This window comes from Synechococcus sp. CS-1329 (assembly GCF_025128055.1).
In the GTDB taxonomy this organism is placed as follows: Bacteria; Cyanobacteriota; Cyanobacteriia; order PCC-6307; family Cyanobiaceae; genus Regnicoccus_A.
Genome location: NZ_JAHLYS010000005.1, coordinates 1 through 12,099, shown reverse-complemented (window position 1 = coordinate 12,099; position 12,099 = coordinate 1). Strand labels below are relative to the sequence as shown.

Genomic DNA, 12,099 nt, shown 5'->3' with positions numbered 1-12,099 from the left:
GGTGGTCATGAGAGCGTGGGTAGTGGCCCCCGAAGGGGTCGGTTAAGTAGAACGAAATCCAGATGGGGAAATCCCAGCTGGTGGGCCCGAAAGCCCTTCGCCTGACTCAATGTAACAGACCATTGCGGGATGTATGAACTCCTTAAGGTTTGCTGCGGGTTGGCGGCGGGGCCGGGGCAGGGAGCAGGGCGACGACCCCACACGGCTGGTGCGCTGGAGCCCCAGCGTCACCCTGGTGCCCACCCGCAGCTGTTTCAACGCCTGCGCTTACTGCGGCTTTCGGCGTGAGCCAAGTGCCACCAACGACCTCAGCCTGGCCGCTGCCGAGCGCAGCCTGCGTCAGCGGCCAGCCTCCACGGAGGTGCTGCTGCTCAGCGGCGAAGTGGCGCCAGGCTCCCCCGAGCGGGCCCGCTGGTTGGCGCGCTTGCTGGCCTTCAGTGGGCTGGCCCTGGCTCTGGGGCGGTTGCCCCACACCAATGCCGGGCCGCTCTCGCGGCGGGAGATGGCGGCTCTGGCCAGGCTCAACCCCTCCCTCGGTCTGATGCTGGAGGGCCTTGGCCCGGCTTATGAGCGCTTGCACCGGGCTGCCCCCAGCAAGCGTCTCGCTCTCCGCCTCGGCCAGCTGGAGCAGGCTGGTCGCCTGGGGGTGCCGTTCACCACTGGGCTGCTGCTGGGGGTGGGGGAGAGCCGCTCCGATCGGTTGCGGGCCCTGGAGCTGCTGGCAGAGCTTCAGAGGCAGTGGGGTCATCTGCAGGAGGTGATCCTTCAGCCCTGGCGGCCCGATGGGGCTGGGGCCCGGCCGCTCAGCACGGCCGAACAACACGACCTGCTGGAGCTGATTGAGGCGGCCCGCCGGATCCTGCCTGCCCAGGTGGCCCTGCAGCTGCCGCCCAACCTCTGGCCCCTGGAGAGCCTGCCCCTGGCTCTGGAGGCCGGCATCAACGATCTCGGTGGCATCGACAGCCACGATGTGATCAATGCTGCCTACCCCCAGCCCAGCCCCCGGGAGCTGGCGGCCCGGCTGGAGCGGGCGGGCTGGAGCCTGCGTCCGCGCCTCTGCGTGCACGACCGCTTCATCCCCTGGTTGCCGCCAGATCTTCGCCGCCGGTCCACTGCCCTTCAATCACAGTTGTTAGCGTCCGGCCTGGCCTGAGGCAACTGATGGCACGGCCGGAGCAGCAATTGGAACCGAATCAGCCCGCCCCCGGTGCCAGTGCCGAGAGGGTGCTGCTCATTCGCCTGCCCTGCAATCCGATCTTCCCGATCGGTCCGGTGTACCTGGCCGATCATTTGCACAAGCGCTTCCCGGGCCTGCCCCAGCGCATTCTTGATCTGGCCGCCCTGCCCCTGCTGGATGTGGAGCGGGTGCTGCTGGCCACGATTGAGGCCTTCCGCCCCACGTTGCTGGTGTTCTCCTGGCGTGACATCCAGATCTATGCGCCTGTGGATGGCCGTGGCGGCAACCCGCTGCAGAACTCCTTTGAGGTGTTCTATGCCGCCAATCCGTTGCATCGCCTGCGCGGGGCCCTCGGCGGTCTGCGGCTGATGGGTGCGTTCTACGGCGAGCTCTGGCGCAACCTGCGCCTGGTGCGGCGCGGCCTGCGCCGGGCCCGCCGTTTCCATCCCGCGGCGCGGGTGGTGATCGGTGGTGGCGCGGTGAGTGTGTTCTACGAGCAACTGGGCAAAAGCCTGCCGCCGGGCACCGTGGTGTCGGTGGGAGAAGGGGAGCCGCTGCTGGAGAAGCTGATCAGCGGCCGCTCCCTGGCCTCGGAGCGCTGCTATGTGGTGGGAGAACCGCCTCGGGCGGGGCTGATCCACGAGCAGCCGGAGGGGGTGATCAAGACCGCCTGCGACTATCCCTACATCGCCTCGATCTGGCCCCAGCTCGACTGGTATCTCGATGGGGGTGATTTCTACGTGGGCGTGCAGACCAAGCGTGGCTGTCCCCACAACTGCTGCTATTGCGTCTACACCGTGGTGGAAGGCAAGGCGGTGCGGGTGAATCCGGTGGAGGAGGTGGTGGCTGAGATGCGCCAGCTCTACGACCGGGGGGTGCGCGGCTTCTGGTTCACAGACGCCCAGTTCATCCCGGCCCGTCGCTACATCGACGATGCCAAGCAGCTGCTGCGCGCGATCCCGGCGGCCGGCATGGACGACATCCGCTGGGCGGCCTACATCCGTGCCGACAACATTGATGCCGAGCTGGCTGAGCTGATGGTGGCCACCGGCATGGACTACTTCGAGATCGGCATCACCTCCGGCAGCCAGGAGTTGGTGCGCAAGATGCGCATGGGCTACAACCTGCGCACCGTGCTGGAGAACTGCCGGCTGCTGGCCCGGGCCGGCTTCCGTGAGCACGTGTCGGTGAATTACTCCTTCAACGTGATCGATGAGCGCCCTGAAACGATCCGCCAGACGCTCGCCTACCACCGCGAACTGGAGCGGATCTTCGGTGCCGACAAGGTGGAGCCGGCCATCTTCTTCATCGGCCTGCAGCCCCACACCCATCTGGAGCAATACGGCTTTGAGCAGGGTCTGCTCAAGCCCGGCTACAACCCGATGAGCATGATGCCCTGGACGGCGCGCAAGCTGCTCTGGAATCCCGAGCCGATGGGCAGTGTCTTTGGGCGCATCTGCCTGGAGGCCTTCGAGACCAACCCCGGTGATTTCGGCCGCACCGTCATGGCTCTGCTGGAGCGGGACTACGGCCTGGCTCCATTGGAGGAGGCCCTGCACGCGCCGGTGGAGGGTCGCAGGGCCCTGGCCACCGCGGTGCGCTGAGCCCGTTCACCAGTAGCGCCGCCGCACCCAGAGCAGCGCGGCCAGTCCGGACCAGCCCAGCAGTCCACCGATCGGATTCGGATCGGCGCCGCCAGGCCCGGCCAGCCAGAGCGGCACCGTGGATTCGATCTGCAGAGGGCCCGCCAGCAGCGAAAACCATCCCCCCACCAGCCCCCCGTGCAGGCCCACGGCTCCCCAGAGGGAGCCGCCATCGGCCCGCCGCTGAAGCCCCAGGGCCAGCCCCAGCAGCAGCAGGCCCACCAGCAATCCGGCCATCGGCGCCACGCCGAGGTTGAAGCGGGTGTGGGCGAGGCTGAACACCACGGCCTGGGCCACCATGGCGCGCTCATCGGCCCGCACGCCCCCCCCCAGCCGCTGGCACAGTTCGCCCCAGAGCCAGCCGCGGAACACCAGCTCCTCAGCGAAGCCCACCCCCAGAATCAACAGCACGGCATTGAGCACCTCGGCCGCCGTCAGACCACCGCTCCAGCGCGCCTGGCCGCTGAGCAGCAGCGCCCCCACCACGAAGATCAGCAGCACCACGGCCTTGAGCAGGCCGCGCAGCAGCGAGCGCAGGGACACACCCCAGCCCATGGCCACCCCCAGCGTCCGCCAGGGCTGTCGCTCCCCCCAGACCCTGCCCAGGCGCAGGGGCAAGGTCAGCAGCAGCAGAAGGAAGGCGAGCCCGGTGCCCAGGAGAGCGACCTGATCAGGCCGCCAACCCGAGAGCAGACCGGCTGCCAACAGGGGTTGCAGCGTCAACCAGCCGAGGGCGTAGAGCAGCGGCAGATAGAGCAGCGTGCCGATCCAGCCGAGCCACGCGCGTCTCCGCATTCAGCTCTCCGGCTCGATCGTGCTGGTCAGCCCCTTGGCTTTGAGGGTTTCGCTGTAGAACTCGGCGGGCTCCAGGTCGCAGACGATCACCAGGCCCACGCCGCTGTTGTGGGCTTCCAGCATCACGGCGATGGCGTCCTGCTCACTCAATGACGGCACCACCTGGCGCAGGGTGCCGACCACGTACTCCATCGAGTTCACCGGATCGTTGTGCAGCAGCACCTTGTAGCGGGGTGAGGGCTTGCGCACCCGCTGCTTCTCCTTTTCGATCACCGCGGTGCCGCCCGGCGAGCGGCTGGGGGTTTCCACGGCGCAGGGGAGGGCCATCAGCAGGGGGGAGACGTTCATGCGGCGGGAGGGGCTGGGGGTATGGCTGGCGACGGGATTCAGACTCAAGAGCATCCACACAAATTAGGCGGCAGCCCCTGCGGCCGCAGGGGCCAGGGAACCTCGGGCGATCCGGGCCATCGCCTCCTCCACGTTGTCCCGGCTGTTGAAGGCCGAGAGACGGAAGTAGCCCTCGCCGGCGGCGCCGAAGCCGCTGCCTGGAGTGCCCACCACATGGGCGCTGTTGAGCAGATGGTCGAAGAAGCCCCAGGAATCCATCCCCTCGGGGGTTTTCAGCCACACATAGGGGGCTTGTTCACCGCCGTACACCTGCAGGCCGGCGGCGCTGAGCTCCCGGCGGATGATGGCCGCGTTCTCCATGTAGAAGGTCACCAGGGCCTTCACCTGGGCCTGGCCCTCGGCCGAGTACACCGCTTCGGCGCCCCGCTGCACGATGTAGCTGACGCCGTTGAACTTGGTGCTCTGGCGGCGGTTCCACAGGGCCCAGAGCTCGGCGCTCTCACCCTCCGCACTGGTGCCCATCAGCCCGCGGGGCACCGCGGTGATGGCGCAGCGGGTGCCGGTGAAGCCGGCGTTCTTGGAGAAGGAGCGGAACTCGATCGCGCACTCGCGCGCGCCCTCGATCTCATAGATGGAGTGGGGCAGCTCGGGATCCTGGATGAAGGCCTCGTAGGCGGCATCGAACAGGATCAGGGCGTTGTGGGCGCGGGCGTAGTCGACCCATTGCTGGAGCTGGGCCCGGCTGGCCACCGCACCGGTGGGGTTGTTGGGGAAGCAGAGATAGATCAGATCCACCGGCTGCTGGGGCAGCGGGGCGTTGAAGCCGTTCTCGGCACTGATCGGCAGGTAGGTGAGGCCGCCGTACTGGCCGCTGGCGTCAGCCTCGCCGGTGCGCCCCGCCATCACGTTGCTGTCCACATACACCGGGTACACCGGGTCAGTCACGGCGATGCGGTTGTCCGGTCCAAGGATGTCGAGGATGTTGCTGCTGTCGCACTTGGAGCCGTCGGAGACGAAGATCTCCTCGGCGCTGATGGCGCAGCCGCGCGACTGGAAATCGTGCTGGGCAATGGCCTCCCGCAGCCACAGGTATCCCTGCTCGGGGCCATACCCATGGAAACCCTCCCGGGTTCCCATGGCATCGATGGCTGTTTTCATCGCTTCGCGGCAGGCGGCCGGCAGCGGTTCGGTGACATCGCCGATGCCCAGGCGAATCAGCTGGGCCTCCGGCTGGGCTTCGGCAAAGGCCTTCACCCTCCGGGCGATCTCGGGGAAGAGGTACCCCGCCTTGAGCTTGAGATAGTTGCCGTTGATCTGAACCACTGCTGCGGCGCGCGCTGGTGCTGAGGGGCATCTTCCTATGGCGCCGGCCAGGCTCGATACCATCGGCCTGTGCCCTGACCGTGAAGCTGTGACCGTCGCCGAAGCGAGCCAGCCGATCGGGGCGCCGGCCCCCCCGCTCGACGCCCCCGTCGATTTCGAGCAGCTGGTGGACCGCAGCATCGCCAAGCCGGGCCGCTACCTCGGCAATGAGCTGGGCGTCGAGCCCCACGACTGGCCGGCCGCCGGCGTGCGCTGGGCCCTCACTTACCCCGAGATCTACGAGGTGGGCGCCAGCAATCTGGGCCACATCATCCTCTATTCGATCCTCAACGCTGTCCCCGGCCAGCTCTGCGACCGCGCCTACCTGCCGGCCCCGGATCTGGCTGCACGGCTGCGCCAGCGGCAGCAGGCCCTGTTCGCGGTGGAGAGCCGCCGGCCCCTGCCCGCCTTCGATCTTCTCGGCTTCAGCCTCAGCTACGAGCTGGGGGCCACCAACATCCTCGAGATGCTGGATCTGGCCCGCGTGCCGATCCACGCTTCAGACCGGGGCGACCTGCCCCTGGCCGATCCCGCCGCTCCGCCGCTGATCTTCGCCGGCGGACCCACCGCCACCAGCAACCCGGAGCCCTTCGCCGCCTTCTTCGATTTCATTGCCCTCGGCGACGGCGAGGAGCTGCTGCCGGAGATCGGCCTGGTGGTGGCTGAGGGCAAAGCGGCCGGCCTCAGCCGCTCCGCCCTGCTGCGCGATCTGGCCCAGGTGCCGGGCGTCTATGTGCCCTCGCTCTACGGCCCTGGCCCCGATGGCCTCAGCCTGGTGCCCCTGCGGCCCGAGCTCCCCCAGCGGGTGCTGCGGCGGGTGGCCACGCCCATGCCGCACTACGGCATGGGTCTGGTGCCCCACATCGAGACGGTCCACGACCGGCTCACGATCGAGATCCGCCGCGGCTGCACCCGAGGCTGCCGCTTCTGCCAGCCGGGCATGCTCACCCGCCCGGCGAGGGATGTGGAGCCCGAGGCGGTGATCGAGGCGGTGGAAACGGGGATGGAGCGCACCGGCTACAGCGATTTCTCCCTGCTCTCGCTCAGCTGTTCCGATTACCTGGCCCTGCCGGCGGTGGGGGTGGAGCTGCGCAACCGCCTGGCTGACCAGAACGTGAGCCTCACCCTGCCCAGCCAGCGGGTGGACCGCTTTGATCAGAACATCGCCCACATCCTCGGCGGCACCCGCAAGGCGGGCCTTACCTTTGCGCCGGAGGCCGGCAGCCAGCGCCTGCGCGACATCGTCAACAAAGGTCTCAGCGACGCCGAGTTGCTGCAGGGCATCCGCACGGCGATGGAGAGCGGCTATCGCAGGGTCAAGCTCTATTTCATGATCGGCCTGCCGGGGGAAACCGATGCCGACGTGCTCGGCATCGCCGACACCTGCCGGTCGTTGCAGCAGCAGTGCCGCGATCTGGGGCGGCTGGAGCTGAACCTGACGATCAGCAATTTCACTCCCAAGCCCCATACCCCCTTCCAGTGGCACAGCGTGTCGAGCTCGGAGTTCCGGCGGCGGCAGGAGCTGCTGCGGCGGGAGCTGCGCACGCTCAAGGGCATCAAGTCCAATTTCACCGATGCGCGCCTCTCGGCAATGGAGGACTTCGTGGGTCGCGGTGATCGCCGCCTGGCGCCGGTGATCGAGGCCGCCTGGCGCGCCGGTGCCGGCCTCGATGCCTGGTTCGAGACGATCGAGGCCACCCATGCCGCCTGGACCGGCGCGATCGAGGCCGCGGGGTTGGGCGGCCGCTACCGGGCCCTGGAGATGGGCGACTGGAGCAGCACCGGCGCCCTCAGCAGCGCCGACCTGGAGGCCTTCTGCGCCCAGCCGCTCCCCTGGGATCACATCGACACCGGTGTGGACAAGGCCTGGCTGGCGGAAGACCTGCAGCGGGCCCTCGCCGCGGTGGTGGTGCCCGATTGCTCCTTCGACGGCTGCAGCAGCTGTGGCGTCTGCGGGCCCGAATTCGGCCACAACGTGGTGGTGGAGGCGCCGCCGATCCCCGCGCAGCACCCCAGCCGTGCTCCGGCCAGCGAGCGGTTGCAGCGCCTGCGTTTCGGCTTCAGCAAGACCGGTGCGCTGGCCCTGCTCAGCCATCTCGATCTGGCGCGGTTGATGGAGCGGGCCCTGCGTCGCAGCGGCCTGCCCGTGAGTTTCAGCGGTGGCTTCCATCCCCTGCCCCGTCTGCAGTTCGCCCTGGCGCTGCCGCTGGGGGTGGAGGCCAGCGGTGAATGGTTCGACCTGGAGTTCGCCGCGAGGGTGGACCCTGCGCTCGCCCTGGTCCAGCTGCAGGCCACCCTGCCCGATGGGCTGAGGCTGGCTGGGGTGGAGGAGGTGCCGGTGCGAGCGCCCAGCCTCTCCCAGGGGCTGGAGGGCTCCGAGTGGAGTTTCGATCTGCTGGCCGAGGCCGGCGACTGCGCTCTTCAGGGCTTGGCCTCAGCCCACTGGGGGCAAGCCCTGGAGAGCCTGCTCAGGTCGGCTGACCTCCCCTGGCATGACACGGATAAAAAGGGCAGGCCGCGCCAGCGGGATTGCCGGCCTCTGCTGCTGAATCTCGCGTTGATCCGGGCGGCGGCACACTCCTGCCGGCTTCAGCTCAAGGCTCGCATTGATCCCGAGGGCCGAAGCATTCGCCCTGAGCAGGTGTGTGCCTGGCTGCAGGAGCGGCTTGGGGTCCCCCTGAGCCTTGGCCAGGTCAGCCGCGACCGGCTGCTGCTCCGCCCGGCTGATTCCAAGGCGCCAGTTGACGCGTGCTAATGTCGCCCCAAGACGGCAGATCCGTCTGTAGCTTCCCCTCTGCAGACGTTGCCCTACAACCATTGGTTCCGTAGGCACTGTTCCGCGCTTTGGCCGGCCCATTCCGGCAGCATCGCCGCGAATGGAGGTTGATCCTCCTGAGGATGCTCCTCAAAAGGTTTTTTCTCCTCCGTCTTCGTCCTGCTGGTTCAGCAGTTGAGCGGCTTTGCGGCGCGCTCTGCCCAGCGGGTTCGTGCTTCAGGGATTCATTCCCATCCATGGCATGGCTCCACAGAGCCACCCCCTATCCTCCATGCCCCAGCAGATCGTCATCGCGGAGCAACTGCGGATCGCCGCCGTGCTCAACGACGACCGTGTTGATGAACTGGTCGTAGCCCAGGGTCGCTATCAGATTGGCGACGTCTATCTCGGCCGGGTCGAGAATGTTCTCCCAGGTATTGATGCCGCTTTCGTCAACATTGGCGAGAGCGAGAAGAATGGCTTCATTCATGTCACCGACCTCGGCCCCCTGCGGCTGAGAAAGGGCGCTGCGGCCATCACCGAACTGCTCGAGCCCCGCCAGAAGGTGCTCGTTCAGGTGATGAAGGAGCCCACCGGCACCAAGGGACCCCGTCTTACCGGCAACCTGACGCTGCCCGGTCGCTTCCTGGTGCTGCAGCCCCAGGGCCAGGGGGTGAGTATTTCGCGGCGGATCAGCGGCGAGAACGAGCGCAATCGCCTGCGGGCCCTTGGGGTGCTGATCAAGCCCCCCGGCGCTGGCCTGCTGGTGCGCACCGAGGCCGAGGGAGTCAGCGAAGATCAGTTGATCGACGACCTTGAGACCCTGCTCAGGCAGTGGGAGGGCATCCAGGAAGCCGCTGAGACGGCCACCCCTCCGGTGCTGCTCAACCGCGACGAGGACTTCATCCACCGGGTCCTGCGCGACCTCTACAGCCCCGACGTCTGGCGGGTGGTGGTGGACACCCCCGCCGCGGTGGCCCGGGTGAATGCCTTCCTCGGCGCTGATCAGGCCAACCTCCTGGTGGAGCACAGCGTCGACGGCGGCGATGTACTGGAGCAGTACCGGGTGAATGCCGCCATCCGTGATGCCCTCAAGCCACGGGTGGATCTGCCCTCAGGCGGTTACGTGATCATCGAGCCCACCGAGGCGCTCACGGTGATCGATGTGAACTCCGGCTCCTTCACCCGCTCGGCCAGTTCGCGCGAAACGGTGCTCTGGACCAACTGTGAGGCCGCTGCCGAGATTGCCCGTCAACTCAAGCTGCGCAACATCGGCGGAGTGGTGATCATCGACTTCATCGACATGGAGTCGCGTCGTGACCAGTTGATGTTGCTGGAGCACTTCACTCAGTCAGTCCAGGACGATGCGGCCCGCCCCCAGATCGCCCAGCTCACCGAGCTGGGCCTGGTGGAGCTGACCCGCAAGCGCCAGGGTCAGAACATCTACGAACTGTTCGGTCGCGCCTGCCCGAGCTGTGGCGGCCTCGGCCATGTGGCGGTGCTCCCCGGCAAGGACACCCTCCAGCCCCTGGCCACCGTCACGGGTCTGGTGCGCTCGGCCGCCTCGGCGCGGGCGGAAGTTCCCAGCCCCAACGGCGCTGAGCCCAGCAGCGGTCGCCGCCGCGGGGGGCGTGGGGGCCGCGGTGGTCGTGGCGCCAGCGACGTCAGCGAGACCGCGGCAGCGGTGCCCTTTGTTGCCGACAGCCAGGAGGCTGCCCCGGCCAGTGCTCCGGAGCCGGTCCAGGGCGGCAGCAGTGCCGACAGTGGCGGTGGGGGCAGCCTCAGCCGCCGTCAGGATCCCGATCTGGTGGCGGTGTCGATGGACGCCGACCAGGAACTGGTCTACGGATGGATGGGCCTCAGTCCGGCCCTGCTGCTGGATCCGCCCCCCACTGGGGAGAATCTGGTGGTGCGGGTGGTGCGCCCCGGCGAAGACGGTGATGCGGTGCTGGAGGCGGCCCGCCAGCAGCTGGCGGCCTCCGGCTCCCGCCGCCGCCGCCGCGGTGGCCGCGGTGGCAGTGGCGCCGAGGCAGCCCCCGCCAGCGGCCGCTCCGGCCCTGAGGCTCCCACTCCCCGCCGGGAGATCGAGGCCCCCAGCCGTTACCGCCAGGACAGCCCTGACGACGACACCCAGACGAGGCTGGTGGAGATCACCCCCCTGCCCGAGACGTTCGGCGAATCCGCCGCACCCATGACCACCGTGATCGAGTCCTCGGTGATGCAGATCCCTGTCTCAGAGGTGTCATCACCCGCCTCCGGCCGGGTGGTTCGCTCCCAGCCCCGTGGCCGTCAGGCACGGCGTGAAGACGACGGTGCCGTGGCTGTGGTTGAAGCCCCGAGCGTGGCTCCCCCGGCGCCGGAGGTGGAAGAGGCTGATTCCAGCGCCGAGCCCCGCCGCCGCCGCCGTCGCTCCTCCGCCAGCGTCTGAGTGGCCTGGCGGGCCCTGGCCGGCGTCGATGAAGTGGGCCGTGGTTGTCTGTTCGGCCCGGTCTTTGCCGCCGCTGTGGTCCTGCCGGCCCAGGCGGCGGCACCTCTGGCGGCCGCTGGCCTCACCGACAGCAAGGCCCTGCGCCCCCGCCATCGTCAGCGGCTGGTGCCGCTGATCACCGCCCAGGCTTCCGCCTGGGCACTCGGCCAGGCCTCCGCCGCTGACATCGACCGCCTGGGCATCCGGACCGCCACCGAGATGGCCATGCTCAGGGCTCTGCAGCGCCTTCCCCAGGCCCCTGCTCTGGTGGTGGTGGATGGTGTGCTGCCCCTGCGGTTGTGGCGGGGCCGGCAACGCACCCTGGTTCAAGGCGATCGCCGTTGCCTGGCGATCGCCGCCGCCAGCGTGCTGGCCAAGCAGGCCCGCGATGCCCTGATCGTGCGCCTGGCGGAGCGCTTTCCCGGCTACGGCCTCGAACGCCATGCGGGCTATGGCACCGCCATTCACCGGGAGGCCCTGATTCGCCTCGGCCCCAGTTCCCTGCACCGCCTCAGCTTCCTGGGCAAGCTGCTCAGCGGCCCTCGCGCCAGCAGATGAAATCCTTCAGCAGCTGCTGGCTCACCCGGGTGCGGATACCCAGCAGGACACCGCCCAGCAGGGAGCGCCCCGTGGCTTCCAGCACCCGCGGGGCAATCAGGCGCAGCATCGGTGGCCGGCTCACACTCACAGCCATCTGGGCCACCCCCTCCAACCCCTGGCCACCCACCTCCAGCCAGGAGGTCAAGTTCAGCTGGAAGTCCTCCACCAGGCCCAGCCCCTCCAGGTGACACTCCACCGCTTCGAGCTCCAGGCGTCCGGGCCGCCGCTGGGCCCGCAGCTGCACCACCGGTTTGACCTGCAGCTGAAACACCTGCAGCCCCGTCACGTCATAGCGGTAGTGCCCATCTCCCAGCCGGGTCAGCTGGCTGGGATCCAGCAGGGCCTGAATCACCCGCTCCTCGTCGTCGAGATAGGTCACCAGCTCCTCAGAGCGCTCGCCGATCGCGAGGCTGAGCTGCTGGCTGGCGCTGAAGGCCAGGGTCATCGCCTCGTCTCGGTGGCCGGGGGAGGATGATCTTATCGACCGCTGTTTCACCCCTTCACCATGCGTGTTGCCTTCCTCGGCCCTGCCGGCACCTACGGCGAGCAGGCGACGCGGCAGCTGGCCACCCTCGAGGGGATCGATGCGCCGGAGTTGCTGCCCCAGAGTGGCATTCGCTCGGTGGTCAGGGCCCTGGCGGAAGGCCGCTGTGATGCCGCCGTGGTGCCCGTGGAGAACTCCGTTGAGGGGGGCGTGACCGCCTGCCTCGATGGCCTCTGGGAGCACCCCGATCTGCGCATCCGCCGCGGGCTGGTGTTGCCGATCCGCCATGCCCTGCTGGGCTCCGGGCCGATCGAGCGGATCAGTGAAGTGCTCTCCCACCCCCAGGCCCTGGCCCAGTGCAGCCTCTGGCTGAGCGAACACCTGAGCGAGGCCCTGCAGCTGCCCACCAGCTCCACCGCGGAAGCGGCCCGGCTGGTGGCCGGCAGCCGCATACGCGCGGCGGTGGCC

The 12,099-nt window shown here is 68.6% G+C and carries 10 protein-coding genes; 6 read left to right on the top strand and 4 right to left on the bottom strand.

What is annotated here, in order from left to right; translation table 11 throughout:
• Nucleotides 1-133: 133 nt before the first annotated feature.
• Together cofG and KQ304_RS00740 are read left to right on the top strand one after the other, a co-directional pair.
• Nucleotides 134-1,153, top strand: a complete 1,020-nt coding sequence (gene cofG, locus KQ304_RS00745) for a 7,8-didemethyl-8-hydroxy-5-deazariboflavin synthase subunit CofG (RefSeq protein ID WP_259735220.1) — start codon at nucleotides 134-136, stop codon at nucleotides 1,151-1,153.
• Between the two features lie 8 nt (nucleotides 1,154-1,161).
• Complete coding sequence (locus KQ304_RS00740) at nucleotides 1,162-2,781, top strand: photosystem II high light acclimation radical SAM protein (protein ID WP_259735219.1); 1,620 nt, start codon at nucleotides 1,162-1,164, stop codon at nucleotides 2,779-2,781.
• A gap of 6 nt (nucleotides 2,782-2,787) precedes the next feature.
• Here the strand turns inward: KQ304_RS00740 and KQ304_RS00735 are convergent, their stop codons facing one another.
• From KQ304_RS00735 to KQ304_RS00725, 3 genes are all read right to left on the bottom strand, one after another.
• Entirely contained in the window at nucleotides 2,788-3,615 is an 828-nt protein-coding gene (locus KQ304_RS00735) for a CPBP family intramembrane glutamic endopeptidase (protein ID WP_259735218.1), read from the bottom strand.
• Nucleotides 3,616-3,942: an ATP-dependent Clp protease adapter ClpS gene (gene clpS / locus KQ304_RS00730; RefSeq protein WP_259735221.1), complete on the bottom strand. Its 327-nt coding sequence runs from the start codon at nucleotides 3,940-3,942 to the stop codon at nucleotides 3,616-3,618. It abuts the gene before it with no gap.
• 84 nt (nucleotides 3,943-4,026) lie between these two features.
• A complete protein-coding gene (locus KQ304_RS00725; RefSeq protein WP_259735217.1) occupies nucleotides 4,027-5,286 on the bottom strand; it encodes an LL-diaminopimelate aminotransferase in 1,260 nt (419 codons plus the stop codon).
• 88 nt (nucleotides 5,287-5,374) lie between these two features.
• On the opposite strand from KQ304_RS00725, the gene KQ304_RS00720 reads away from it, so the two are divergent.
• The 3 genes from KQ304_RS00720 to KQ304_RS00710 all read left to right on the top strand — a co-directional run bounded on the left by KQ304_RS00720 (nucleotide 5,375) and on the right by KQ304_RS00710 (nucleotide 11,105).
• The gene (locus tag KQ304_RS00720) at nucleotides 5,375-8,080 is read left to right on the top strand and encodes a TIGR03960 family B12-binding radical SAM protein (protein WP_259735216.1); all 2,706 of its coding nucleotides are present in this window, start codon (nucleotides 5,375-5,377) and stop codon (nucleotides 8,078-8,080) included.
• A 292-nt stretch (nucleotides 8,081-8,372) separates the two neighbouring features.
• Entirely contained in the window at nucleotides 8,373-10,508 is a 2,136-nt protein-coding gene (locus KQ304_RS00715) for an Rne/Rng family ribonuclease (RefSeq protein ID WP_259735215.1), read from the top strand.
• Nucleotides 10,509-11,105: a ribonuclease HII gene (locus tag KQ304_RS00710; protein WP_259735214.1), complete on the top strand. Its 597-nt coding sequence runs from the start codon at nucleotides 10,509-10,511 to the stop codon at nucleotides 11,103-11,105.
• Here the strand turns inward: KQ304_RS00710 and KQ304_RS00705 are convergent.
• The gene (locus KQ304_RS00705; RefSeq protein ID WP_259735213.1) at nucleotides 11,080-11,592 is read right to left on the bottom strand and encodes a DUF1997 domain-containing protein; all 513 of its coding nucleotides are present in this window, start codon (nucleotides 11,590-11,592) and stop codon (nucleotides 11,080-11,082) included. The two genes, KQ304_RS00710 and KQ304_RS00705, sit on opposite strands and share 26 nt — an antisense overlap.
• A 60-nt stretch (nucleotides 11,593-11,652) precedes the next feature.
• Here KQ304_RS00705 and KQ304_RS00700 point away from each other — a divergent pair.
• Nucleotides 11,653-12,099 (top strand): prephenate dehydratase domain-containing protein (locus tag KQ304_RS00700; RefSeq protein WP_311133871.1); only part of this gene is annotated, 447 nt, incomplete at its 3' end.

Excerpts from the sequence above, each read along its gene's own strand:
- cofG (WP_259735220.1), top strand. The coding sequence starts at position 134 with ATGAACTCCTTAAGGTTTGCTGCGGGTTGGCGGCGGGGCCGGGGCAGG.
- KQ304_RS00740 (WP_259735219.1), top strand. The coding sequence starts at position 1,162 with ATGGCACGGCCGGAGCAGCAATTGGAACCGAATCAGCCCGCCCCCGGT.
- KQ304_RS00735 (WP_259735218.1), bottom strand. The coding sequence starts at position 3,615 with ATGCGGAGACGCGCGTGGCTCGGCTGGATCGGCACGCTGCTCTATCTG.
- clpS (WP_259735221.1), bottom strand. The coding sequence starts at position 3,942 with ATGGCCCTCCCCTGCGCCGTGGAAACCCCCAGCCGCTCGCCGGGCGGC.
- KQ304_RS00715 (WP_259735215.1), top strand. The coding sequence starts at position 8,373 with ATGCCCCAGCAGATCGTCATCGCGGAGCAACTGCGGATCGCCGCCGTG.
- KQ304_RS00705 (WP_259735213.1), bottom strand. The coding sequence starts at position 11,592 with ATGACCCTGGCCTTCAGCGCCAGCCAGCAGCTCAGCCTCGCGATCGGC.